The following is a 22,427-nucleotide window of genomic DNA, read 5'->3' as shown; positions in this document are numbered from 1 at the left end:
GGCGGGGCCCGGGAGGGGGCCGAACCGCTCATCTGGCCGGTGGGGTCCAGTCCGGCGGGGGCAGGGCCGGGGGGATCCCCATCCGCCGCCGCAGCCAGGCCGGCGGCCGGGGCCGGGCGGACTGCTCAGGCACCCCGGCCCCGCAGCGCGTACCCGGTGGAGAAGACGTCGTCGGGGTCGACCGCCCGCTTGACGGCCAGCAGCCGCTCGGCCGGGGCCGGGTCCCACGCGGCGAGGACCTCCTCGGGGCCGCTGACGTCGCCGAGGAAGTTGACCATCGCACCGGGTGCGGCCCACGGCGCCAGCGCGGCGAGCACGCCGCGGCCGACCGCGGGCACCACCTCGGCGAGCTCCGGGACCATCGGGCCGATCACGAACACCGACCAGGCGGCGCCGCGCCCCGGGACGGCGTCGGGCACGCGCGCCGGGCGGGCCAGCGCCCCGCCCATCTGGCGGATCTCGGCCATGACCAGCGGCACCTGCACCTCGGGGCCGGCGGCGGCGAGGAACGCGTCCACGGTCTCCTCGGTGAGCTCGGCGAGCAGCATCCCCTTCTCCCAGCCGGGCATCGGGTCGGTCGGGTCCATGTGCACCGCGTCCAGCGCCGTCGTCGGCATCGGCCCGACGCCGCCGAGCAGCACCTCGCCCGCGGCCTCCATCGGCGCGACCAGCGCGGTCCCGAGCGCGGGGTCCTCGCCGGCGTAGACGTAGCGCAGGTGGACGACGGTCTGCCCGCGCAGCGGCGGCGGCAGCTCCTCCAGCGGCGGCAGGCGCAGCACGGCGACCGAGGTGCTGGCCTCTTCGGGCAGCGTGGGCGCCCAGGCGCGGTAGGCGTGCAGCACCGCGGCGGCGTCCCGGCCGGCGAAGAACAGCCCGCCGGCGACGAGCGCGGGCACGGGGAACAGCTCGAACTCCAGCGCGGTGACGACGCCGAAGTTGCCCTTGCCGCCGCGCACCGCCCAGAACAGCTCGGGCTCGGTCTCGGCGCAGACGGTGCGCAGCACGCCGTCGGCGGTGACGATCTCCACGCTCACGACGGCGTCGGCGGCGAACCCGTGCTTGCGGCCCAGCGACCCGTGCCCGCCGCCCAGGGTGTAGCCGACCACCCCGACGTCGGAGGACGAGCCGCACAGCCCGACCAGCCCGTGCTCGGCGGCGGCCGCCATGACCTTCTGCCACTTGACGCCCGCCTCGACCCGCGCGGTGCGGCGCGCCGGGTCGACGGCGACGCCCTGCATGCGGCGGGTGGTGATCATCAGCGCGCCGTCGGCGTTGCGGACCGGGCCGTGGCCGGTGGCCTGGACGGCGACCGGCAGGCCGTGCGCGGCGGCGAAGGAGACGGCGGCGGCGACGTCGGCGGCGCAGGTGGCGCCGACCGCGAGGGCGGGCGTGTGGGTGACGGCGAGGTTCCACGCCGCGACCTCGGCCGCCATGCCGTCGTCGCCGGCGACGTAGACCGGCCCGTGGACCCGGCCGCGCAGGTCCGCGACGGCGGCGGGGTCGAGGGGGGCGGGCGCGGCGTCGTCGAGCGGCGTGCGCGGGAGCGGGGCGGCGGGGGTCTCGGTCAGGCTCATGTCGGGTCCTCGGGGGCAGGGGGATCGGCCGGGACGACCGTGGCCGCCCCGCCTTGACCGCCACTTGCGCCGCACTTGAGGCGCGCGAACCCCTCCCCAGGCGGGCCGCGACCTGTCACCATGCCCGACCGTGCGGTTCCGCGTCCTCGGCCCCCTCGAGGTCACCGGACCCGACGACCGCCCCGTCGACGTCGGCGGCGCCAAGCCCCGCGCACTGCTGACCCTGCTGCTGGCCGAGGCCGGCCGTGTGGTCCCCGTCGACCGCATCGTCACCACGCTGTGGGGCGACGAGCCGCCGCCCACGGTCACCGGCACCCTGCAGGCCTACGTCTCGCACCTGCGCCGGGTGCTCGAACCCCAGCGCGGGCCGCGCGAGGCGCCGACCGTGCTGCTCACCCGCGCGCCGGGCTACCTGGTGCAGGTCGGCGCGGAGGACCTCGACAGCCTGCGCTTCGCCCGCCTGGTCGAGGAGGGCGACCGCGCCGTCGAGGCCGGCGACCCGGCCGGCGGGGTGGCCGCGCTGGACCGCGCGCTGGAGCTGTGGCGGGGCGAGCCGCTGGCCGAGCTGGGCGACGGGCCGGGGGCGGCCACCGACCGGCTGCGCCTCACCGAGCTGCACGTGCGCGCCCGCGAGCGCCGCTGCGACGCGCTGCTGGCCACCGGCCGCGCCGACGCCGCCGTCGCCGACCTGCAGCGCCTGGTCGCCGAGCACCCGCTGCGGGAGCGGCTGTGGGCCCGGCTGGTCACCGCGCTCTACGCCGCCGACCGGCAGGCCGACGCCCTCGACGCCCTGCGCCGCTGCACCGAGCTGCTCCGCGACGAGCTGGGCATCGACCCCGGCCCGGAGCTGCGCGACCTCGAGCGGGCGGTGCTCCGGCAGGACCCCAAGCTCACCTCGCGGGTGCCCCGCCCGGTGCTGTCGGTCGTCCCGCCGCCGGCGCCCACCGCCCTGGCCGTCCCCGGCGACGAGACGCTGGTCGGCCGCCGCGCCGAGCTGGCCCGGCTGCGGGCGGCCGCCGAGCAGGTCGCCGCCGGGCGGCCCGCCGTCGTCGTGCTGGCCGGCGAGGCCGGCATCGGCAAGACCCGGCTGGCCGAGGCGGTCGCGGACACGATCCGGGCCGCGGGCTGGGCGGTCGCCGAGAGCCGCTGCGCCGACGACGCCGGCGCCCCCGCGCTGTGGCCGTGGACCCAGGCGCTCGAGCAGCTGGGCCAGGAGCCGCCCGCGCCCGGCGGGGACGACGGCGACGACGCCGACGCCGCCCGGTTCCGGCTGTTCCAGGAGCTGCGCGGCCGGCTCGCCGCCGCCGCCCGGCAGCGGCCGGCGATGGTCGTCCTCGACGACCTGCAGGGCGCCGACACGACGTCGGTGCAGCTGCTGACCCTGCTCGCCCGGCACCTGCCGCGGGTGCCGCTGCTGGTGGTCGTCACCGTGCGCAGCGTCGGGGAGGACCTGCCCGAGGCGGTCGCCGACTGCCTGGCCCGGCTGGCCCGCGAGCCGGCCGCCACCACGATCACCCTGCAGGGCCTCGACGCCGAGGACGTCGGCTCGCTGCTGGCCGCGCAGCTGGGCTCGGCCGGCGACCCGGGCCTGGCCGCCACGGTCCACGACCGCACGGCGGGCAACCCGTTCTTCGTCGTCGAGCTGTCCCGCTGGATGCGCGGCGGCCGCGACCTGCACGCGGTGCCGGTGCCGCCGTCGGTGGGGGAGGTGCTGCGGACCCGCCTGGCCCGGCTGCCCGCCGGCGCCCGCCCGGTGCTGGAGCTGGCCGCCGTCGCCGGCCGCGAGGTGACCCTCGACCTGCTCGAGGCGGCCGGGGAGCCGGCCGAGGACGCGCTGGCGGCCCTGGACGCCGCGGTCGCCGCCGGCCTGGTCGTCGAGGGCGGCACGCCGTGGAGCTGGCGGTTCACCCACGCGCTGGTGCAGGAGGTCCTCGCCGACGACCTCCCCGCGCTGCGCCGCGCCCGCCTGCACGCCCGGCTCGGCGAGGCGCTGGAGCGGCAGGTGGCCGGCCGCCGCCCCGACGACGCCCTGGTCGAGCGGCTGGCGCACCACTTCGTCGAGGCCGCGCCGGTGGCCGGCCCGGCGCCCGGGCTGCGGTGGTCGACCACCGCGGCGGCCAACGCCCGCGCCCGTCTGGCCGACGGCGAGGCCGCGGTGCACACCCGCCGTGCGCTGCGGCTGGTCGACCCGGCGCAGCCCGGCGCGGTCCGCACCCGGCACGACCTGCTCACCGCGCTGGGCAACGACCTGCTGCGCAGCGGCGAGCGCACCGAGGCCCACCAGGTGGTCGGCGAGGCGATCGCGCTGGCCCGCGAGCTCGGCGACCGGCGCTGCCAGCTGGAGTCCGCGGCGGTCTGGGGCGAGGTCACGCTGTGGAACTGGCGGCCGCACGGCGTCGTCGACGTCGAGATGGTCGCCCTGCTGGAGGACCTGCTCGCGCACCGCGACGAGATCGCCCCGGACGCGACCGAGGCCGAGCGGGACCGGCTGACCGCGCGGCTGCTCGGCACCCTCGGCGTCGAGCTGGCCTTCAGCGAGGACCTGCAGCGCGGCGTGCGGTACGCCGAGCGGGCGGTGGCGCTGGCCCGCGGCGTCGGCGACCCGGAGCTGCTCGGCCGGACGCTGAACAACTACTCGCTCGCCGTGTGGGGCCGGCCCGGCGCCGCCGAGCTGCGGCTGGCCGCGACCGACGAGGCGCTGGCCCTGGCCGGGCGCGGGCTGCCGCGGCGCACCGAGTTCTACGCCCGGCTGCACCGCGCGGCGATCCGGCTGCACCTCACCGACCGCGCCGGCTTCGACGCCGACCTGGAGGCCGGGCGGCGGCTGGCGTTCTCGCTGTCGGGCCCGGAGGTGCGCCCGCACGTGCTGTGGCAGCAGGCCGGCGCGGCCTGGCTGGCCGGGGACGCCGCCCGCGCCGAGGAGCTGACCACCGAGGCGCACGAGCTCTACCGCCGGGTGACGCCGCACGCGCGGCACGCCTACGCCGCGCACCTGTTCGCGCTGCGCCGCGGCGACCACCGGCTGCCCGAGGCGATCGACCTGCTGGTGGAGACCGGCGACGAGGGCAACCCGCTGCTGCAGCTCATGGCGGTGGTGGCCGCCGCGGAGTCCGGCGACCTCGCGGTGGCCCGGCGGCTGCGCGCCCGCTGGGGCCGCACCCAGATCCGCGACTGGGCCAGCGACGTCGCGGTGCTGCTGCAGGCCGAGGCGGCGCTGCACCTGGGCGACGAGCCCGAGCTGACCATGGCCACCGTGCAGCTGCTGCCGTTCCGCGGGCGGCAGGCGGTGCTCGGCACCCCGGCGTTCAGCCTGGGCGCCTACGACGAGCTGCTGGGCCGGATCGCCGAGCGCACCGGCGACACGGTGGCCGCCCGCGGCTGGTGGACCGGCGCCCGCGAGCAGGGCCGCAGGGTCGGCTGCCCGCACCAGGTGGCGCTGGCCGAGTCCCACCTCGAGCGGGTGCCCGCCGAGCAGGCGCACCGGCCGCCGCGGCGCCGGCGGTCCGACCCGCCGACGCCGCGCTCGGCCTAGAGGGTGGTCGCCCGGCCGCCGTCGACGGGGATGACCGCGCCGGTCACGTACGCGCCCGCCCGGCTGGCCAGGTAGACGACGACGCCGGCCATGTCGTCGGGGCGGCCGATGCGGCCCAGCGGCGAGCTGGCGGCGATCTCGTCGCCGCGGGCGGCCAGGGTGGCGGCCATCATCTTCGACTCGAACGGCCCCGGCGCGACGGCGTTCACGGTGATCCGCCGCGGCCCCAGCTCCTTGGCCAGGTGCCGGGTGAGCTGGTGCACCGCGGCCTTGCTGGAGGAGTACGAGTAGGTCGGCAGGACCGGCACGTGCAGCCCGTCGATGCTGCCGACGTTGACCACGCGGGCCGGGTCGTCGTCGGTGGCCGCGGCCTCCAGCAGCGGCAGCATCGCCCGGGTGAGGAAGAACGGCGCCTTGACGTTGAGGTCGAGGACCTTGTCCCACGCCGAGGCGGGGAAGGTCTCGAGCGGCTCACCCCAGGTGGCGCCGGCGTTGTTGACCAGCACGTGCACCCGCTCCTCGCGGCGGCCGACCTCCTCGGCCAGCCGGATGCACTCGGCCTCGGTGCTGATGTCGGCGGGGATGGACTCCACCCGGCCGAACTCCGACAGCTCCGCCACCGCCTGCTCGCCGGCCTCGGGCTTGCGCGAGCTGACGTAGACCGACGCCCCGGCCTGCAGCAGGCCGCGCGCCATCATCAGGCCGATGCCGCGGGTGCCGCCGGTGACGACGGCGACCTTCCCGGTGAGGTCGAACAGGTCCACGCGGTGCCTCCTCCTGTGGGGTGCCGTGCGCCGGCCCGGCCACTGTGCCAGCCTCTCCCCCCGTGACCACCGCGGCCCCCAGTCCCCTCGGCGTGACCAGCGAGGTCGGCCCCCTGCGGACGGTGGTCCTGCACCGGCCGGGCGCCGAGCTGCGCCGGCTCACGCCGCGCAACAACGACCAGCTGCTGTTCGACGGCGTGCCGTGGGTGGCCCGCGCGCAGGAGGAGCACGACGCGTTCGCCGCCGCGCTCACCGACCGCGGCGTCGAGGTGCTCTACCTGGACCGGCTGCTGACCGACGTCCTGGACCACCCGACGGCGCGCGAGGAGCTGGTGGCCGCCGCCGTCGACGACCCCCGCCTGGGCGCCACCCTCCAGCGCACCGCCGCCGGCCACCTGTCCGGCCTCGCGGCCGAGGACCTGGCCGGCGCGCTCATGGCCGGGCTGGCGCACCACGAGCTGCGCGGCGGGCGGGGGCTGGCCTACGAGCTGATGGACCGGCACGACTTCGTCGTCCCGCCGCTGCCCAACCTGCTGTTCACCCGGGACTCGTCGGTGTGGGTGGGCGACCAGGTCGCCGTCACGTCGCTGGCGATGCCGGCCCGGCACCGGGAGAGCACGATCCTCCGGGCCGTCGCCACCCACCACCCGCGCTTCGCCGGCGCCGAGCAGCTCTACGACTCCTCGCTGGAGCACCTGGAGGGCGGCGACGTCCTGCTGCTGGCCGCCGGCGTGGTGGCCGTGGGCGTGGGCGAGCGGACGACGCCGGGCGGCGCCGAGCGGCTGGCCCGCCGGGTGTTCGCGCGGGGGCTGGCGCACACGGTGCTCGTCGTCCCGATCGCCCAGGAGCGGGCGACCATGCACCTGGACACCATCGCCACGATGGTCGACGTCGACGCGATGGTCATGTACCCCGCGGTGGCGGACACCCTGGTCGCCTGGACGGTCACCGCCGACACCCCGCCCGACGACGCCGACACCACCGACCTCGTCGTCCGCGGCCCCGCGCCGTTCGTGGCCGCCGCGGCCGAGGCGATGGGCATCGACCGGCTGCGGGTGATCGACACCGGCCTGGACCCGGTCACCGCCGAACGGGAGCAGTGGGACGACGGCAACAACACCCTCGCGCTGGCCCCGCGGCTGGCGGTGGCCTACGAGCGCAACACCGTCACCAACGCCGCGCTCGAGGCGGCCGGCATCGAGGTGGTGCGGATCGCGGGCTCGGAGCTCGGCAGCGGCCGCGGCGGCCCGCGGTGCATGTCCTGCCCGGTGTGGCGGGAGCCCCTCCCCTAGCCGCCAGGGGCGTCCGTACGGTGCCCTGGCGGGCCTCCTCCCGGGGCCCCGGACGGAGGGAGGCCGGATGAGGACCGCGCCGCTGCTGCTCGCCCCGGCCGCCGCGGGGGTCGCCGCGGTCGCGCGGCGGGTCGCCCGCTTCCGGCCGGCGGAGACACCCGTCCCGCCCGCGGACGCCGCCGGCCTCGACGCCGACGCCGCCGCGGCCCGCCTGGCCGAGCTGATCCGCATCCCCACCGTCTCCACGCGCGACCCCGGCGACGCCGACCGCGCGGTGTTCCAGCGGTTCCGTGACCGTCTCGGCGAGCTGTACCCGCACACCCACCGGGTGCTCGAGCGGGAGGTCCTCCCCGGCGGCTCGCTGCTCTACCGCTGGCCCAGCGGGACCGACCGGCCGCCGCTGGTGCTCATGGCCCACCACGACGTCGTCCCGGTCACCGGCCAGGCGTGGACCCGGGACCCGTTCTCCGGCGCTGTCGAGGACGGCGTCGTGCACGGCCGGGGCGCCGTCGACGACAAGGGCGCGCTGGTCGCGGTCCTCGAGGCGGTCGAATCGCTGGTCGCGGCGGGGCACACGCCGGCGCGGGACGTGTTCGTCTTCTCCGGCAACGACGAGGAGGTCCTCGGCGTCGGCGCCCCGCAGGCGGTGCAGGTCTTCCGCGAGCGGGGCACCACGCCGTGGGCGGTCGTCGACGAGGGCGGCGCGGTGGTGACCGGCGTCTTCCCGGGCGTGCCGGGACAGATCGCCGCCGTCGGGCTGGCCGAGAAGGGGGTGCTGGACTGCGAGCTGGTCACCACCGACCCGGGCGGGCACGCGTCCTCGCCGACGCCGAACGGCGCCCCGGCCCGCCTCGCGCGCGCCGTCCTGCGGCTGGACGCCTCGCCCTTCCCGGCCCGGCTGCCCGACGTCGTCCTCGGGATGGTCGACGCCGCCGGCCGGCACGCCCCCGGCCCCTCCCGCGCGCTGTTCGCGCACGCCCGCGCGCTGCGGCCGCTGCTGGCGGCGGCGCTGGCCCGGGGCCGGCCGGGAGGCCGCCGCGATGGTGCGGACCACGGTCGCGGTCACCGAGCTCGAGGGCAGCGGCGCGCGCAACGTGCTGGCCACCCGGGCGCGGGCGCACCTGAACATCCGGATCGCCCTGGGCGAGACCGTGCGGTCGACGGTCGAGCGGCTGCGCCGGGTCGTCGCCGACGACAGCGTGGAGATCCGGGTGCTCTCCGGCGACGACCCCTCACCGGTCTCGCGGACCGACAACGAGGCGTACGCGGCGCTCGCGGCGGCGGTGCGGGCGGTGTACCCGCAGGCCGTCGTCGCGCCGTACCTCATGGTGCAGGCCAGCGACGCCCGGCACTTCGCGCAGATCAGCGACAGCGTCTACCGGTTCATGCCCTTCGACCTGTCCCGCGGCGAGCTCGACGCGCTGCACGCCGCCGACGAGCGGATCAGCGTGGCCGCCCTGCACCGGGGCGAGGTGTTCTTCCGGCACCTGATCGCCCACCTCTGAGCGCAGTCGTGCTCTGCCCCGTGAGGCGGGGCAGAGCACGAGCGCGCCGGGGAGATGCCTCAGCGCAGGGTGACCTGGCGGGACAGCAGGCCGGCGCGGGCGCGGCGCTCGTCGCTGCTCAGCGGGTCCGTGACCGCCAGCGCCTGCTCGAGGCGGGTGGCGAACTCGGCCGCGGGGCCGGCCCACTCCTGCGCGGGGGTGTCGGCCGGCAGGTCCCAGACCGGGACGACGAGCCCGTGCGCGCGGAAGGCGCCGGCGTACCGGGTGCCCTCGCCCAGCAGCAGCTGCTCGGACGCCGAGAGCCGGGCCAGCGCGTCGAGCAGCGGCTCCTCGGCCTCGGGGCGCACCCAGCGCAGGTGCGCCCGCTCGTTGCCCGGCCGCACCCAGTAGGCGGCGCCCAGGCCCTCGAGCCGCTCGGTGGGCAGCACCGCCTCGTTGGCCCGCTCCAGCCCGGCCTGCGCGGCGGGGTTCGGGTCGGTGCCCTCCAGCCAGAAGCCGAAGTCGGGGTGCACCGTGACCTCGAGCGGCACGGTGAGGTCGAGCAGCTCCTGCAGCCGCGGCCCGGCCGAGCCGGCCGCGCCGATCGGGCCCGGGTCGACGGGGGCGCCGGCCGGCGCGTCCAGCGCGGCGGCGAGCGCGGTGCCGATGTCCCGGCTGACGTCGTCGGAGGAGGCCTGCAGCTGGACGCCGAGCAGGATCTCGCCGTTGCTGCGGACCAGGGCCGGGGCGCCGCCGGGCAGCACGCTGGCGAGGGTGACCTGGCGGCCGTCGGTGGTCGTCAGCGGCGCGGTTGCGGCGGGCACCAGCTCGCGCAGCGCCACCCAGTCCGGCTCGCCGGGCAGGCCCTCGAAGGGACGGGTCACCGGAGGCGCGTAGCCCGAGCCGTGGCAGTGCTTGTACCGGCGGCCCGAGCCGCACGGGCACGGGGCCTTCGGGTTGATCTCACCCTCGACGGCGGCGGGCGCGGGACGGCGGCGGGTCGCGGAACGGGCCATGCGGCCCAGGGTATGTGGGGGCGGGACGGGGTCCGGCGGGCCATAGGCTCGGGGTCGTGACCTCCCTGGCGGCACCGCTCGACCTCACCGACCCGGCCGTCGTCGCCGACCCGTACCCCGCCTTCGCCACCGCCCGCGCCGTCGCCCCGGTCCAGTGGCACGAGGGGCTGCGGCTGTGGCTGGCGTTCACCCACGCCGAGAGCAACGCCGTGCTGCGCGACCGCCGGCTGGGGCGGATCTGGCGGGACAGGGAGCCCGCCGAGCGGTTCGGGCAGTTCAACCTCATCCACCGCAACGCCATCCTCGAGATGGAGCCGCCCGACCACACCCGGCTGCGCCGGCTGATCAGCGCGGCCTTCGCCCGCGGGCACGTCGAGCGGCTGCGCCCGTGGGTCGAGGAGCTGGCCGGTGAGCTGGTCGACGGGCTGGTCGAGCGCTCCGGCGGCAGCGAGCCGGTCGACGTCCTCTCGGGCATGGCCGAGGAGCTGCCGGTGGCGGTCATCGCCGAGCTGCTCGGCGTCCCGGCCGCCGACCGGCCGCTGCTGCGGCCGTGGTCCAACGCGATCGTGAAGATGTACGAGTACGGCCGGACGACGGCGGTCGAGGAGGCCGCCGAGCGCGCCGCCGCGGAGTTCGTCGCCTACCTGCGCGGGCTGGCCGCCGAGCGCCGCCGCGCGCCCGGCGAGGACCTGCTCTCCCACCTGGTCACCGTGCGCGACGCCGACGGCGACCGGCTCACCGAGGACGAGCTGGTCACCACCTGCATCCTGCTGCTCAACGCCGGCCACGAGGCCACCGTCAACGTCAGCGGCAACGGCCTGCTCGCGCTGCTCGAGCACCCCGGCCAGCTGGCGCGGCTGCGGACCGACCCGGCGCTGCTGCCGACGGCGATCGAGGAGCTCATGCGGTTCGACTCGCCGCTGCAGCTGTTCGAGCGCACCGCGACCGCCGACGTCGAGGTCGGCGGCGTGACCGTGCGGGAGGGGCAGAAGGTCGCCGCGCTGCTCGGCGCCGCCAACCGCGACCCCGCCGTCTTCGCCGACCCCGACACCCTCGACGTCGGCCGCACCGACAACCCGCACATCTCCTTCGGCGCGGGCGTGCACTTCTGCATCGGGGCGCCGCTGGCCCGCGTGGAGCTGCAGGCCTCCTTCGGTGCGCTGCTGGGCCGCACCAGCGACCTGCAGCTCGCCCGCCCGGCGCGGCGCCGTCCGGAGTTCGTCATCCGCGGCCTGGCCGAGCTGCCGGTCGTCCTGACCCGGTAGTGGCCGCGACCGCGGCGGTGCTCGGCCGGCTCCGCGAGCTGGCCGACCCGGCGCGGCTGGCCGGCATGGCCCGCTCCGGCGTCGGCGGTGCGCGGTCCCTGGGCGTCACGGTCGCCGAGCTGCGCACGCTGGCGAGGGAGCTGGGCCGCGACCACGCGCTGGCCGCCGGGCTGTGGGCCTCCGGCGCCCACGAGGCGCGGATCCTGGCCAGCATGGTCGAGGAGCCGGCCGCGGTGGACGCCGCGCAGCTCGACGCGTGGGCGGCCGGGTTCGACTCGTGGGACCTGTGCGACCAGGTCTGCCAGAACCTCGTGCGGCACACCCCGTCCGCCTGGGACACGGCGCTGGCGTGGAGCGGGCGGCCGGAGGAGTTCGTCAAGCGGGCCGGCTTCGCCGTCATGGCCGGGCTGGCGGTGGCCGACAAGGGGGCGGACGACGACCGGTTCGAGCCGTTCCTCCGCGCGGTCGCCGAGCGGGCCGACGACGACCGGCCGGTGGTCCGGAAGGGGGCGAGCTGGGCGCTGCGGCAGATCGGCAAGCGCAGCCCCGGCCTGCACGGACGCGCCGTCGCGACGGCGCGCGAGCTGCGGTCGGGCGGCCGCGGCGCCCGCTGGGTCGGCGCCGACGCCCTGAGGGAGCTGGAACGGCGTACTCCGCGGTAGATCGTGAGCGCGGTCACTGGCACGATGCCGCCATGCGCGGCCTCATGCAGGACTTCCCTCTCACGATCGACGCGATCTTCCGGCACGTCGAGCAGCACTACGGCGACGGGACGATCGTCACCGGCAGCCCGACCGGCCCGGTGCGCAGCACCTACGCCGAGTGGGCCGACCGCACCCGCCGGCTGGGCGGGGTCCTCGACACCCTCGGCGTCAGCGAGGACGGACGGGTCGGCACCTTCGGCTGGAACAGCCAGCGGCACCTGGAGCTGTACTTCGCCGCACCGGCCACCGGGCGGGTGCTGCACACCCTCAACATCCGGCTGTTCCCGGAGCAGCTGACCTACATCGCCAACCACGCCGAGGACGAGGTGGTCTTCGTCGACCGCACCGTCCTGCCGCTGTTCTGGCCGCTGGTCGACACGATGAAGACGGTCAGGCACGTCGTCGTCATGGACGACGGCGGCGACAACGAGATCCCCGACGACCCGCGCGTCCTCGACTACGAGGCGCTGCTGGCCGAGGCACAGCCGGTCGAGTTCCACGTCGAGGACGAGAACCGCGCCGCCTCCATGTGCTACACGTCCGGGACCACCGGCAACCCCAAGGGCGTCGTCTACAGCCACCGCTCGACGTTCCTGCACACCATGGGCGTGATGCAGCCGAACGCCTTCGGCCTCGGCATCCAGGACGTCGCCATGCCGGTCGTGCCGATGTTCCACGCCAACGCCTGGGGGATCGCCCAGGCCGCCCCGGCCGCCGGCGCCTCGTTGGTCATGCCCGGGCCGATGATGCAGCCCGAGGCCCTGGCCAAGCTGATCATCGAGGAGGGCGTCACCTTCACCGCCGGCGTCCCGACCATCTGGCAGGGCGTGCTGCCGCACCTGGCCGGCAAGCCGCACAAGCTGCGCGACATCGGCTGCGGCGGCTCCGCGGTGCCCAAGGCGCTGTCGGAGGCCTACCGCGAGCAGGTCGGGCTGCCGATCCTGCAGGCCTGGGGCATGACCGAGACCCACCCGGTCGCCTCCTCGGGCGTGCTGCCCAAGCGGTACGCCGACGCCGACGAGGCGACCAAGGCCGACCAGCGGGCCCGCGCCGGCATCCCGTTCCTCGGCGTCGAGGCCCGCATCGTCGACGCCGAGACCCTCGAGCCGCAGCCCTGGGACGACAAGGCCACCGGTGAGCTGCAGGTCCGCGGCCCGTGGTGCGCGAAGGACTACTACAACCCCGACGCCGGCGTCGTCCTGACCACCGACGACGGCTGGATGCGCACCGGCGACGTCGCGGCGATGGACTCCTTCGGCTCCATCCGCATCGCCGACCGCACCAAGGACCTCATCAAGTCCGGCGGCGAGTGGATCAGCTCGGTCGACCTCGAGAACGCGATCATGAGCCACCCGAAGGTCAAGGAGGCCGCGGTCGTCGGCATCCCCCACCCGAAGTGGGACGAGCGGCCGCTGGCCTGCGTCGTCCTCAAGGACGGCGAGGAGGCGACCGAGGAGGAGATCCTCGAGCACCTCAAGCCGCTGGTGGCCAAGTGGTGGATGCCCGACGCCGTCGAGTTCATCGACGAGGTGCCCAAGACCAGCGTCGGCAAGTTCTCCAAGAAGGACCTGCGCAGCCGCTTCGCGGAGTACGAGCCCAAGTCCTGAGACGGGGTCCTAGCGGACGAAGGGCGGCAGGCCGGTCTCGCTCACCAGGGGCCGGCCCGCCGCCTCCCACTCCCCCATGCCGCCGCCGACGTTCACCGCGTCGTAGCCGTTGAGGTTCAGCCACGCGGCCACCCGCGCCGAGCGCCCGCCGCTGCGGCAGACGACGCACACCGGGTCGCCGTCGGGGACCTGGTCGAGCCGGGCCGGGACGTCGCCCATCGGGATGTGCGTGGCGCCCTCGGCGTGCCCGGCCACCCACTCGCCGTCCTCGCGGACGTCGAGGAGCGCGGCGTCCTCGGGCACCTCGGCGGCGGACACGGTCGGGACCTGCTGCGGCATCACACGCCCCATCCTCCCAGGTGGGGCCCGACCGCACCGGCGGGCTGGGAGGATCGGGCCGTGACGTCCGCTCCCCCCGCGCCGCCGGTCCGCGAGCCGGCCTGGTCGCTGTCCCGCTCGGCCATCTGGCTGTGGGTCACCCAGGGCGTGATCGGCACGCTCGTCTACGGCGTGCTCGTGGCGGTGCTCGTGCTGACCGTGCCGGCGTCGGTGGGCGGGCCGGTGCCGGTGCTGCGGTGGCTGCTGCCGGTACTGCTGGTCGTGTACGCGGTGGTGGCGATCGGCGTGCGGCCGTGGATCCGCTACCGGGTGCACCGCTGGGAGGTCACCGCGGACGCGGTGCACGCCCTCACCGGCTGGCTGAGCCGCACCTGGACGCTGGTGCCGGTCGCCCGCATCCAGACCGTCGACGTCACCCGCGGCGTGCTGCAGCAGCTCTACGGGCTGGCCAGCGTCGCGGTGCTGACCGCCTCGTCGCAGGGCACCGTCCGGGTGCCGCACCTGGAGGTCGCCGTCGCCGAGCGGGTGGCCGAGGACCTGGCCCGGCGGGCCGAGCAGGTGCGGGACGAGGCCACGTGACGGACCCGGTGCTGACGGCGCCCGAGCTGACCGCCCCGCGGCGCACCTCGCCGCTGATCGTGCTCGTGCACACCGTCACGTTCCGCCAGGCCCGGCAGGTGGTGCCGGCCGCGATCCCCGTCGTGGCCGCGGTCGGCGTGGACGGCCCGGGGGTCGTCGTCGCGCTGGTGGTGGCGGTGACGGCGCTGTCGCTGCTGTTCGCCGCGCTGTCGTGGTGGCGGTTCACCTACCTCGACGCCCCCACCGCGGTGGTGGTCACGCGCGGGCTGCTCGCGCGGTCGGTGCGCACGGTGCCCAACGACCGGATCCGCGGCGTGGAGGTCGAGGCGCCGGCGCTGCACCGGCTGTTCGGGCTGGTCCGGGTCCGCGTCGACGCCGCGGCCGGCACGATGACCGGCGGGGACGAGGAGGTCGTCGTCGACGGCGTCCCGCGGGCGGAGGGCGACCGGCTGCGGGCCTCGGTGCTCACCCACCGGCGGGCCGCGGCGGCGTTCCCCGGTACGGACCCGTCCGCCCCGCCGCCGGAGGAGCCGGCCGGGCAGGAGCTGGCCCGGTTCGACCGGCGCTGGCTGCTGTACGCGCCGCTGGTCGCCAGCTACCTGGCCGTGCCGCTGGCCGCGGTCGGTGCCCTGTCGCGGCTGCTGCAGGAGCTGCCCCGGGACCTGCGCCCCGACCTCGACGGCCCCGACCTGACCGACGTCCGCGTCCTCGTCGTCACCGCGGTGGTCGCGGTGGTGCTGCTCGCGGTCGGGGCGGTCGCCGGGGCGGCGGTGGTCAACTGGGGCTTCCGGCTGGTCCGCCGCGGGGGCTCGCTGGTCGCCGTCCGCGGGCTGGTGACCCGGCGGCACACCGAGCTGGAGGTGGACCGGATCCGCGGCGGCACCCTCGCCGAGGGGCTGGGCATGCGGCTGGTGCGGGCCGCGCGGGTCAACGCCCTGGTCACCGGCCTGGGCGCGGCCAGCCGGCGCGGCCAGCTGTTCCCGCTGGGCCCGCGCGCGGAGGCGGTGCGGCTGCTCGGCCTGCTGGTCGACGACCCGGGCCCGCTGACGCCGCACCCGCCCGCCGCCCGCCGGCGGGCGCTGGTCCGCGCGATCGCCACCGGGCTGCTGGTCGCCGCGGCCGGGGCCGTGCTGACGGCGCTGACCGGCTTCTGGGGCGTGCTCGCCGCCGGGGTCGTGCTCACCGTCCTCGGCGTGCCGCTGGGTCTCGGCCGCTACGCCGCCCTCGGCCACGCCACCGGGCCCGGCTCGTTCAGCGTGCGCAGCGGGCTGCTGGTGCGCGAGCAGGCGGTGCTGCAGCGGCGGGCCGTCGTCGGCTGGCAGGTCCGGCAGACCTGGTTCCAGCGGCGCGCGGGCCTGGCCACCGTCGTCGCCTGCGTCGGCGCGGGCAGCGGCGGCTACGCGGCGGTGGACATGGCCGCCGACGACGTCGCGGCGTTCACCGCCGCCGCGTCGGGACCGTGGGCCACCGCGCCCGGCACGGGAGCGCCCCGCCCGACGGGCTGACCGGGGAGGTCGCTGGCCCGTCGGGGCCAGTTCACCGGAACCCGGGAGTGTCGATCATCCGCCCGGGTAGCCCGGCGCTCGATGACCGCCGCACCGCGGTACGCCCGCTCAGCGCAGCCCGCCGGTCTCCCTGCCGAGGCCGACGCGGCCGGCCAGCGCGGCCGCCTCCACGCGGGTGGTCACCCCGAGGCTGCGGAGCAGCGAGGCGACCAGCCGCTTGGCGGTCCGCTCGGACACGTGCAGCGTGGTGGCGATGTCGACGGTGCCCCTGCCGTCGGCCACCAGCCGCCACAGCCGGCGCTCGTCGCTGGTCAGCCGGTCGGCGACGGTCTGCTCGCCGGTCGGCGCGGCGTCGTCGAGCAGCCGGCGCAGCAGCGCCTCGGGGAGGACCGACCAGCCGTCGAGCACCGACAGCAGCGGGCGGACGAGGTGCTCGGGGTCGGCGCTCTTGGGCAGGAAGCCCGCCGCCCCCGCCCGCAGGGCCTCGAGGGCCGCGTCGGCCTCGGCCAGCCCGGACAGCGCCACCACGCGCACCGCCGGGTCCGCGCGGCGGATCGCCGCGATGGCGCGCACGCCGCCCGGGGGCGGCATGTGCAGGTCCACGACGGCGACGTCGGCGTGGTGCCGGCGGACCAGCGCGGCGGCCGCGGAGGCGTCGTCGGTGGTGGCCACGACGCGCACCCGGCCGTCGCTCACCCCCGGGAGCAGCAGCGACAGCCCCCGGCTGAACAGCGGGTGGTCGTCGACGACGACCACGTCCACGTACCCCTGACGCCCAGCCTCGGCGTCCGTCGACCCCACGACCCTCCTCCCCCGGCCCGCTGCGCCCGGCGCACCGGGCTCCCCGCACCCGGAGGTGCCCGTGACCCTGGCCCCCGACACACCCCGTACCGTCCGGTCCGGTTCCGGACGGCTGCTTCCCGAGCTGGCCCGCGTGGTGCGCGACCACGTCGTCCGCGCCGCCCGCGGCCCGCGGCCGGGCCAGGAGCCGCCACCCACACCCGAGGGCGCGCTGCTGCGGGCCATGTGCCACGACATGCGGAGCCCGATCGCCTCGCTGGAGGCGCTGCTCGGTTCGCTGGACCGCGAGCCGGCCCAGCGCGAGGAGCTGCTGGAGCTGGCCCGCGCGCAGACCGCCCACCTGTCCTCGATGCTGCGCACGGCCGACGCCTCCGGCGGGGCGACGCGGCGGCCTCCCGGTGGGCGGCTGCTCGGCGAGGTGCTGCGCGCGTCGGTGGCCGCGTCCGGCCTGCCGCTGCGGCAGCTGACCCTGGCGGTGCAGGAGTGCGCCGCCGGGGTGCGGGTGGCCGACGCCCGGGTGCAGCGGATCCTCACCAACCTGCTGGAGAACGCCCACCGGCACGGGGACGGCGCCGCGGTGCTGCTGACCGCCGTCCACCGCGACGGCTGGGTCCGGCTGGCGCTCACCCAGGACGTGGCGCACCCCGGGCGGGTCGTGCAGTACCTCCGCCACGACGCCCCGCCGGTCGACCTCACCGGCCTGGGCCTGTGGTCGGTGCAGCGGCACGCGCACGACCTCGGCGGCGCCGTCGTCTGGGCCACCTCCGACGCCGGGCTCACCCTCTGCGTCCAGCTCCCCGACCGGTGAGACGCCCCTCCTGGCGTGGGCCGCCCCGCGAGGCGGCCCGAGGAGGTGGCCCGGAGGGTCCTGCGAGCGAGGGCCGGGAACGGCTCAGCGCAGGTGGGGAACGGCACGTGGCCGCGGTGTCGGCCGGCAGGCCGACGGACGGCACGGGGGACATGGCACCGGAGACATGGCACCGGGGGGCCACGGGACGGCACGGGCGGGCCACCGGGCGCGGGCAGATCCCGGGTGTCGCCGCAGCGGCGGCGGCGCGACGACGCAAGCCGAGTGAGGGAGAGCCCGTGTTCACGCACACCCACGCCCTGCAGTACGAGGCCAAGCCCGACGGTCCCGACCCGGACTTCGCCCGCAAGATGCAGGAGGTCCTCGGCGGTCAGTGGGGCGAGATGACCGTCGCCACGCAGTACCTGCTGCAGGGCTGGAACTGCCGGCTGCCCGGCAAGTACAAGGACATGCTCCTCTCGATCGGCACCGAGGAGCTGGCCCACGTCGAGATGATCATCACGATGATCGACCGGCTGCTCGACCACGCGCCGCTCAAGCCCGACTCGGCCGACCGCACCAAGGAGGCCGCCGCCGGCTACGGGCAGCACAACCCCCAGCACCTGATCGTCAACGGCCAGGGCGCCTCCTACATGGACAGCATGGGCAACCCGTGGACCGGCGCGTTCGTCACCGCCAGCGGCAACCTCATGGCGGACTTCCACTACAACGCCACCGCCGAGATGCAGGGCCGGCTGCAGGTGGCCCGGCTCTACAACATGACCGACGACCCGGGCGTCAAGGACCTGCTGCGCTTCCTCATCACCCGCGACCACATGCACCAGCAGCAGTGGCTGGCCGCGATCGAGCAGCTCAAGGAGGACAACCTGGAGGGGCTGCCGGTGCCCGAGGCGTTCCCGCTGTCCGACGAGGTCGGCGACCTGGGCTACACCTTCATCCAGGCCTCCGACGGCCCCGAGGCCGCCAACGGCCGCTGGGCGTCGGGTCCGGCGCTCGACGGCACGGACAACCAGTTCCGCGCCGCGGCGATCGAGGCCACCGCCGACGCCCCGACGCTGCCTCCGGGCGACCCGCGGCTCTACAGCACCCCGCAGACCGAGGCCCACACGATGCTGCAGAAGGCCAAGGACCTGCTCAAGTGAGCCGCTGAGCTCCCGATCACCGTGCCGTCGCCGCGCCGGCGGGCGGGCTCCCGCAGCCCGGCCGCCGGCCCGGCGGGCCGCACCCGGAACGGCAGTCCCCGGAGGTCCCCCGTGCACCTGCCCACCCCCGCCGTCGTCCTGACGGCGGTCTACGCCGCGGCGCTCGCCGTCGCCGTGGCCAGTGCCGCCACCGGCTCGGCCCGCGAGGCCCTGGCCGGCCTGGTCGTCCTCGCCGCCCTCGTCGCCCGCTGGGCGGTGCGCCGCTCCCGCCGGACCGCCCCCACGACCGCGGCCGCCGTGGCGACGGTCGACGCCGCGCTGCCCGACGCCCCGCTGCCGGAGGCCGCCCCCGCCCGCGCCGCCTGAACGCGCGAGGCGCGCGCCCCCGGACGGGGACGCGCGCCTCGGCAGGTGAGGTGCTGGAACGGCTGGTGCCGTCCTGGAACGGCCCCCGTGCAGGGACCCGCCGCGAGCCTGCGAGCGGTGGGGGGCACGGGGGTCCTTCGTCAGTGGGCGACGGCCTTCTCGGCACCGATCCCGGTGAGGGAGCGGACCTCCAGCTCGGCGGTCTTGTCCAGGTCCGGCTTCTCCTTGGACAGGACCGTGCCCAGCCAGCCGAGGAAGAACGACAGCGGGATGGACACGATGCCGGGGTTGTTCAGCGGGAACCAGTGGAAGTCCACGTCCTGGAACAGCGACGGGGACAGCCCGGTGGCCGGGTTGATAGGCGCACCCGACACCACGGGCGAGAAGACGATCAGCACGATGCAGGCGATCAGGCCGCCGTACATCGACCACAGCGCGCCCTGGGTGGTGAACCGCTTCCAGAACAGCGTGTAGAGGATCGTCGGGAGGTTCGCCGACGCCGCGACCGCGAAGGCCAGCGCCACCAGGAAGGCGATGTTCAGCCCGGCCTGCAGGGCGAGGATGCCCAGGCCGATCGAGATCGCGCCGATGACGACGGCGGTGATGCGGGCGACCCGCACCTCGCCGTTGGGCGGCACGTTGCCCTTCTTGATGACCGACGCGTAGACGTCGTGTGCGAACGAGGCCGACGCGGTGATCGTCAGGCCGGCGACCACCGCGAGGATCGTCGCGAACGCGACGCCGGCGATGATGCCGAGCAGCACCGTGCCGCCGAGCTCGAAGGCCAGCAGCGGGGCCGCGGAGTTGACCGCACCCGGGGCGCCGAGGATGGTGTCCGCCCCGACGAGGGCGCCGGCCCCGTAGCCGATGACCAGGCTGAACAGGTAGAAGATGCCGATCAGCCAGATCGCCCAGACCACCGAGCGACGGGCGTCCTTCGCCGTCGGCACGGTGTAGAAGCGCATGAGCACGTGCGGCAGGCCCGCCGTGCCGAGCACCAGGGCCAGGCCCAGCGAGACGAAGTCGAGCTTCGAGGTGCTGGTCGCGCCGTACTGCGCGCCCGGCGCCAGGACGTCGCGGCCCTCGACCGCGTTGGCCTGCGCGCCGCCCAGCAGCGAGGACAGGTTGAAGCCGAACTCGCCGAGCACCCACAGCGTCATGACCAGCGCGCCGGCGATGAGCAGCGAGGCCTTGATGATCTGCACCCACGTCGTGCCGCGCATGCCGCCGACCAGCACGTAGATGATCATCAGCGCGCCGACGAGGACGACGACGAGGGCCTGCGCGGCCTCGCCGGTGACCCCGAGCAGCAGGGTCACCAGGCCGCCGGCGCCCGACATCTGGGCCAGCAGGTAGAACAGCGAGACCGCCAGCGTGGAGATCGCCGCCGCCGTCCGGACCGGGCCCTGCCGCATCCGGAACGCGAGGACGTCGGCCATGGTGAACCGGGCGGTGTTGCGCATCAGCTCGGCGACCAGCAGCAGCGCCACCAGCCAGGCGACGAGGAAGCCGATCGAGTACAGGAAGCCGTCGTAGCCGTAGACGGCGATCGCCCCGGCGATGCCGAGGAACGACGCCGCCGACAGGTAGTCACCGGCGATGGCCAGGCCGTTCTGCGTACCGCTGATGTTGCGGCCCGCGGCGTAGTAGTCCGCCGCGCTCTTGTTGTTGCGGCTGGCGCGGAAGGTGATCACCAGGGTGACCAGGACGAACGCGCCGAAGATGCCGATGTTGAGGGCCGGCGTGCCGATGGTGGCGTCGGCGGCGAGCACGTCAGCGGGCACGCGTGGCCCCCTTCCCGAGGTCGGTGCCGGCGCGGTGACCGGCGGCGTACTCGTGGTGCTCGAGCCGCTCGCGCATCTCGTCGGCGATCGGGTCGGTGCGCCGGTTCGCGTGCGAGACGTACAGGTGGGTGATCACGAACGTGGACAGGAACTGTCCGAGCCCGAGCAGGAGCCCGATGTTGACGTCGCCGAACACCCGGGTCGCCATGAAGTCCGGCGCGTAGGTGGAGAGCAGGACGTAGAGCAGGTACCAGGCCAGGAAGGCCACGGTCATCGGGAACGCGAAGGCGCGGAAGCGCCTGCGCAGCTCGGTGAACTCCGGCGAGTTCTGCGCCTGCCTGTACTCCTCCGGCGTCAGCAACCGCCGTTCGGCGGGTTCGGTCACGACTGTGCCCCCTCGTGTCGACCTGGTCGGACGTGTGACGGCGCTCACCATAGGTCGGCGACGGTTGAGTCGGAAATGATCGAAACTATCGGTGCGGAGCCGTGACCTGAGCTTCCGACCGCCGTAACGCCGTGGTAGTGCGCCGGCGGTGCACTTGGGGGCATGACCGCGACGGCAGGGACGTCGACCGCACGGTCGACGGGGTGGTTCCCGGTGGCCCGCGCCACCGAGGTCGGGACGACGCCGGTGCCGGTGGGCGCCGGGGGACGCGCGTACGTCGTCGTCCGGCTCCGGCCCGGCGGGGAGGTCAGCGCCTTCCCCGCCCGGTGCCCGCACCGGCTGGTCCCGCTGGCGGCGGCCGCCGTCGTCGGGGGCCGGCTGCAGTGCCCGTACCACGGCTGGCGCTTCGACGCGGACGGCCGCTGCGTGGACGTCCCCTCCCTCGGGTCCGACGGCAGCCCTCCGCCCCGGGCGGACCTGCCGGTGCCGTGGGCGGTCGAGGAGCGGCACGGCTGGATCTGGCTCGCGCCCGAGCGGACCGTCGTCGCCCTCCCGCCGGCCCCCGCCGCCGAGCCGGTGCCCGAGCCCACCCCGGCTCCCGGGCCGCCGCCGGGGCCGGTGTTCGGCAACCTCGACCCGTCGCTGGAGCACGCCTGGCACCCGGTCGCGCTGTCCCGCGAGCTGCGGCCCGGCGGCTGGCTGCAGGTCCGGCTGCTCGGCCGCACCTGGGCGCTGTCCCGCGGCGCGGACGGCCTGGAGGCGGACCCGCCGGCGTGGGGCGTGCGCGAGCGGTTCGGCGTCGTCTGGCTGGCGCCGGCCGAGCCCCGCGACGTCCCGCTCGAGCTGCCCGAGGACGGCGACCGGCGCTTCGTCCGCGGCTGGCCGGCCCCGGTCCGGTCGGCCGGCCCGGCAGGGCCGCTGGCCGACGCCCTCCTCGACACCGCGCACGGCCCGTTCGTGCACGGCGGTCCCGAGGACCACGGGCCGGCTCCCGAGGTGACGGCGGAGCCGGGCGGGTTCACGAGCGTGCGCGAGCACGACGCGACGGTGACCACCGCCGTGCACCGCGCGCCGTTCCAGCTGCGGCGGCGGGTGGAGTCCGCGGCCTCCGGCGCGGCGACGACGACGCTGTTCCTCCTGCAGCCCGAGGACGCCGACTCCACGCGGGTCTACGCGTGCGTGCTGCTGCGCGCGGGGGACGGCGAGCCGCTGCCCGGGCCGGAGGTGGTGGCCGCCGAGGTCGCCCGTACCCAGCGGGCGCTGGCCGAGGACGTGGAGCTGCAGGCGCAGCTGGCCGGCAGCGGGCTGCCGCTGTCGGCGCGCGACGAGCTGCACGTGCGCTCCGACCGGCACGGCCTGGCGCTGCGCCGCGCCCTGGCCGACTTCGCCGCCGGCCGCTGAGGCACCGGCCTGGGGCGTCGACCCCTGGGCGCCGACCTCGCTACGCGGTGCCCGACCTCGCGCTGCGGGGCGAGGTCGG

The 22,427-nt window shown here is 76.5% G+C and carries 19 protein-coding genes and 1 pseudogene; 13 read left to right on the top strand and 7 right to left on the bottom strand.

Annotated elements, in window-relative coordinates:
• Positions 1–125 precede the first annotated feature (125 nt).
• A complete protein-coding gene (locus tag ACI79L_RS22905; RefSeq protein WP_456939006.1) occupies positions 126–1,574 on the bottom strand; it encodes an FAD-binding oxidoreductase in 1,449 nt (482 codons plus the stop codon).
• A 130-nt stretch (positions 1,575–1,704) separates the two neighbouring features.
• Between ACI79L_RS22905 and ACI79L_RS22900 the strand changes: the two genes are divergently transcribed.
• On the top strand, positions 1,705–5,106 hold the full coding sequence (locus ACI79L_RS22900; protein ID WP_456939005.1) for a BTAD domain-containing putative transcriptional regulator: 3,402 nt from the start codon (positions 1,705–1,707) through the stop codon (positions 5,104–5,106).
• On the opposite strand, the gene ACI79L_RS22895 is transcribed toward ACI79L_RS22900, so the two are convergent.
• Positions 5,103–5,870 (bottom strand): SDR family oxidoreductase, encoded by a 768-nt coding sequence (locus tag ACI79L_RS22895; protein ID WP_456939004.1) that lies wholly within the window; start codon positions 5,868–5,870, stop codon positions 5,103–5,105. The genes ACI79L_RS22900 and ACI79L_RS22895 overlap by 4 nt on opposite strands.
• A 62-nt stretch (positions 5,871–5,932) precedes the next feature.
• On the opposite strand from ACI79L_RS22895, the gene ACI79L_RS22890 reads away from it, so the two are divergent.
• The 3 genes and pseudogenes from ACI79L_RS22890 to ACI79L_RS22880 all read left to right on the top strand — a co-directional run bounded on the left by ACI79L_RS22890 (position 5,933) and on the right by ACI79L_RS22880 (position 8,667).
• Positions 5,933–7,162, top strand: coding sequence for an arginine deiminase (locus ACI79L_RS22890; RefSeq protein WP_456939003.1), 1,230 nt, complete (start codon positions 5,933–5,935; stop codon positions 7,160–7,162).
• Between the two features lie 67 nt (positions 7,163–7,229).
• Positions 7,230–7,862: pseudogene (locus ACI79L_RS22885) on the top strand (M20/M25/M40 family metallo-hydrolase); the annotation flags it as partial.
• 340 nt (positions 7,863–8,202) lie between these two features.
• Entirely contained in the window at positions 8,203–8,667 is a 465-nt protein-coding gene (locus ACI79L_RS22880; RefSeq protein ID WP_456939002.1) for a M20/M25/M40 family metallo-hydrolase, read from the top strand.
• Between the two features lie 59 nt (positions 8,668–8,726).
• Here ACI79L_RS22880 and ACI79L_RS22875 read toward each other — a convergent pair whose 3' ends face one another.
• Entirely contained in the window at positions 8,727–9,662 is a 936-nt protein-coding gene (locus ACI79L_RS22875; RefSeq protein ID WP_456939001.1) for a DUF5926 family protein, read from the bottom strand.
• Between the two features lie 56 nt (positions 9,663–9,718).
• On the opposite strand from ACI79L_RS22875, the gene ACI79L_RS22870 reads away from it, so the two are divergent.
• Genes ACI79L_RS22870 through ACI79L_RS22860 form a run of 3 tightly spaced genes read left to right on the top strand, consistent with a single transcriptional unit; the run spans position 9,719 to position 13,238 of the window.
• A complete protein-coding gene (locus ACI79L_RS22870; RefSeq protein WP_456939000.1) occupies positions 9,719–10,927 on the top strand; it encodes a cytochrome P450 in 1,209 nt (402 codons plus the stop codon).
• On the top strand, positions 10,927–11,589 hold the full coding sequence (locus tag ACI79L_RS22865) for a DNA alkylation repair protein (RefSeq protein ID WP_456938999.1): 663 nt from the start codon (positions 10,927–10,929) through the stop codon (positions 11,587–11,589). The genes ACI79L_RS22870 and ACI79L_RS22865 overlap by 1 nt, the downstream gene beginning before the upstream one ends.
• Before the next feature lie 32 nt (positions 11,590–11,621).
• Complete coding sequence (locus ACI79L_RS22860) at positions 11,622–13,238, top strand: long-chain fatty acid--CoA ligase (protein ID WP_456938998.1); 1,617 nt, start codon at positions 11,622–11,624, stop codon at positions 13,236–13,238.
• 9 nt (positions 13,239–13,247) lie between these two features.
• Here ACI79L_RS22860 and ACI79L_RS22855 read toward each other — a convergent pair whose 3' ends face one another.
• Positions 13,248–13,577, bottom strand: a complete 330-nt coding sequence (locus ACI79L_RS22855) for a rhodanese-like domain-containing protein (RefSeq protein ID WP_456938997.1) — start codon at positions 13,575–13,577, stop codon at positions 13,248–13,250.
• Between the two features lie 60 nt (positions 13,578–13,637).
• On the opposite strand from ACI79L_RS22855, the gene ACI79L_RS22850 reads away from it, so the two are divergent.
• Positions 13,638–14,156: a PH domain-containing protein gene (locus ACI79L_RS22850; RefSeq protein WP_456938996.1), complete on the top strand. Its 519-nt coding sequence runs from the start codon at positions 13,638–13,640 to the stop codon at positions 14,154–14,156.
• Positions 14,153–15,661, top strand: a complete 1,509-nt coding sequence (locus ACI79L_RS22845) for a PH domain-containing protein (protein ID WP_456938995.1) — start codon at positions 14,153–14,155, stop codon at positions 15,659–15,661. Before ACI79L_RS22850 ends, ACI79L_RS22845 begins: the two co-directional genes overlap by 4 nt.
• 108 nt (positions 15,662–15,769) lie before the next feature.
• Here the strand turns inward: ACI79L_RS22845 and ACI79L_RS22840 are convergent, their stop codons facing one another.
• Positions 15,770–16,462 carry a response regulator gene (locus ACI79L_RS22840; RefSeq protein ID WP_456938994.1) on the bottom strand — a complete coding sequence of 231 codons (693 nt, stop codon included), beginning with the start codon at positions 16,460–16,462 and terminating at the stop codon, positions 15,770–15,772.
• A 133-nt stretch (positions 16,463–16,595) separates the two neighbouring features.
• On the opposite strand from ACI79L_RS22840, the gene ACI79L_RS22835 reads away from it, so the two are divergent.
• From ACI79L_RS22835 to ACI79L_RS22825, 3 genes are all read left to right on the top strand, one after another.
• Positions 16,596–17,270 carry a sensor histidine kinase gene (locus ACI79L_RS22835; protein ID WP_456938993.1) on the top strand — a complete coding sequence of 225 codons (675 nt, stop codon included), beginning with the start codon at positions 16,596–16,598 and terminating at the stop codon, positions 17,268–17,270.
• Positions 17,271–17,548: 278 nt separating this feature from the next.
• Complete coding sequence (locus tag ACI79L_RS22830; protein ID WP_456938992.1) at positions 17,549–18,412, top strand: manganese catalase family protein; 864 nt, start codon at positions 17,549–17,551, stop codon at positions 18,410–18,412.
• A 111-nt stretch (positions 18,413–18,523) separates the two neighbouring features.
• Positions 18,524–18,778, top strand: a complete 255-nt coding sequence (locus ACI79L_RS22825; protein ID WP_456938991.1) for a hypothetical protein — start codon at positions 18,524–18,526, stop codon at positions 18,776–18,778.
• Between the two features lie 140 nt (positions 18,779–18,918).
• On the opposite strand, the gene ACI79L_RS22820 is transcribed toward ACI79L_RS22825, so the two are convergent.
• A complete protein-coding gene (locus tag ACI79L_RS22820) occupies positions 18,919–20,562 on the bottom strand; it encodes a solute symporter family protein (RefSeq protein WP_456938990.1) in 1,644 nt (547 codons plus the stop codon).
• Positions 20,552–20,947, bottom strand: coding sequence for a DUF485 domain-containing protein (locus ACI79L_RS22815; RefSeq protein WP_456938989.1), 396 nt, complete (start codon positions 20,945–20,947; stop codon positions 20,552–20,554). Before ACI79L_RS22815 ends, ACI79L_RS22820 begins: the two co-directional genes overlap by 11 nt.
• 162 nt (positions 20,948–21,109) lie before the next feature.
• Between ACI79L_RS22815 and ACI79L_RS22810 the strand changes: the two genes are divergently transcribed.
• Positions 21,110–22,348, top strand: coding sequence for a Rieske 2Fe-2S domain-containing protein (locus tag ACI79L_RS22810; RefSeq protein ID WP_456938988.1), 1,239 nt, complete (start codon positions 21,110–21,112; stop codon positions 22,346–22,348).
• The last annotated feature ends 79 nt before the right edge of the window (positions 22,349–22,427 follow it).

It is taken from the genome of Geodermatophilus sp. SYSU D00684 (assembly GCF_054050455.1).
The sequence above is the reverse complement of the archived record's forward strand: the minus strand, read 5'-3'. Positions and strand labels throughout refer to the sequence as shown.

What these genes read in the sequence shown, in the direction of transcription:
- ACI79L_RS22905 (WP_456939006.1), bottom strand. Translation starts at nt 1,574, where the DNA reads ATGAGCCTGACCGAGACCCCCGCCGCCCCGCTCCCGCGCACGCCGCTC.
- ACI79L_RS22880 (WP_456939002.1), top strand. Translation starts at nt 8,203, where the DNA reads ATGGTGCGGACCACGGTCGCGGTCACCGAGCTCGAGGGCAGCGGCGCG.
- ACI79L_RS22875 (WP_456939001.1), bottom strand. Translation starts at nt 9,662, where the DNA reads ATGGCCCGTTCCGCGACCCGCCGCCGTCCCGCGCCCGCCGCCGTCGAG.
- ACI79L_RS22860 (WP_456938998.1), top strand. Translation starts at nt 11,622, where the DNA reads ATGCGCGGCCTCATGCAGGACTTCCCTCTCACGATCGACGCGATCTTC.
- ACI79L_RS22855 (WP_456938997.1), bottom strand. Translation starts at nt 13,577, where the DNA reads ATGCCGCAGCAGGTCCCGACCGTGTCCGCCGCCGAGGTGCCCGAGGAC.
- ACI79L_RS22810 (WP_456938988.1), top strand. Translation starts at nt 21,110, where the DNA reads ATGACCGCGACGGCAGGGACGTCGACCGCACGGTCGACGGGGTGGTTC.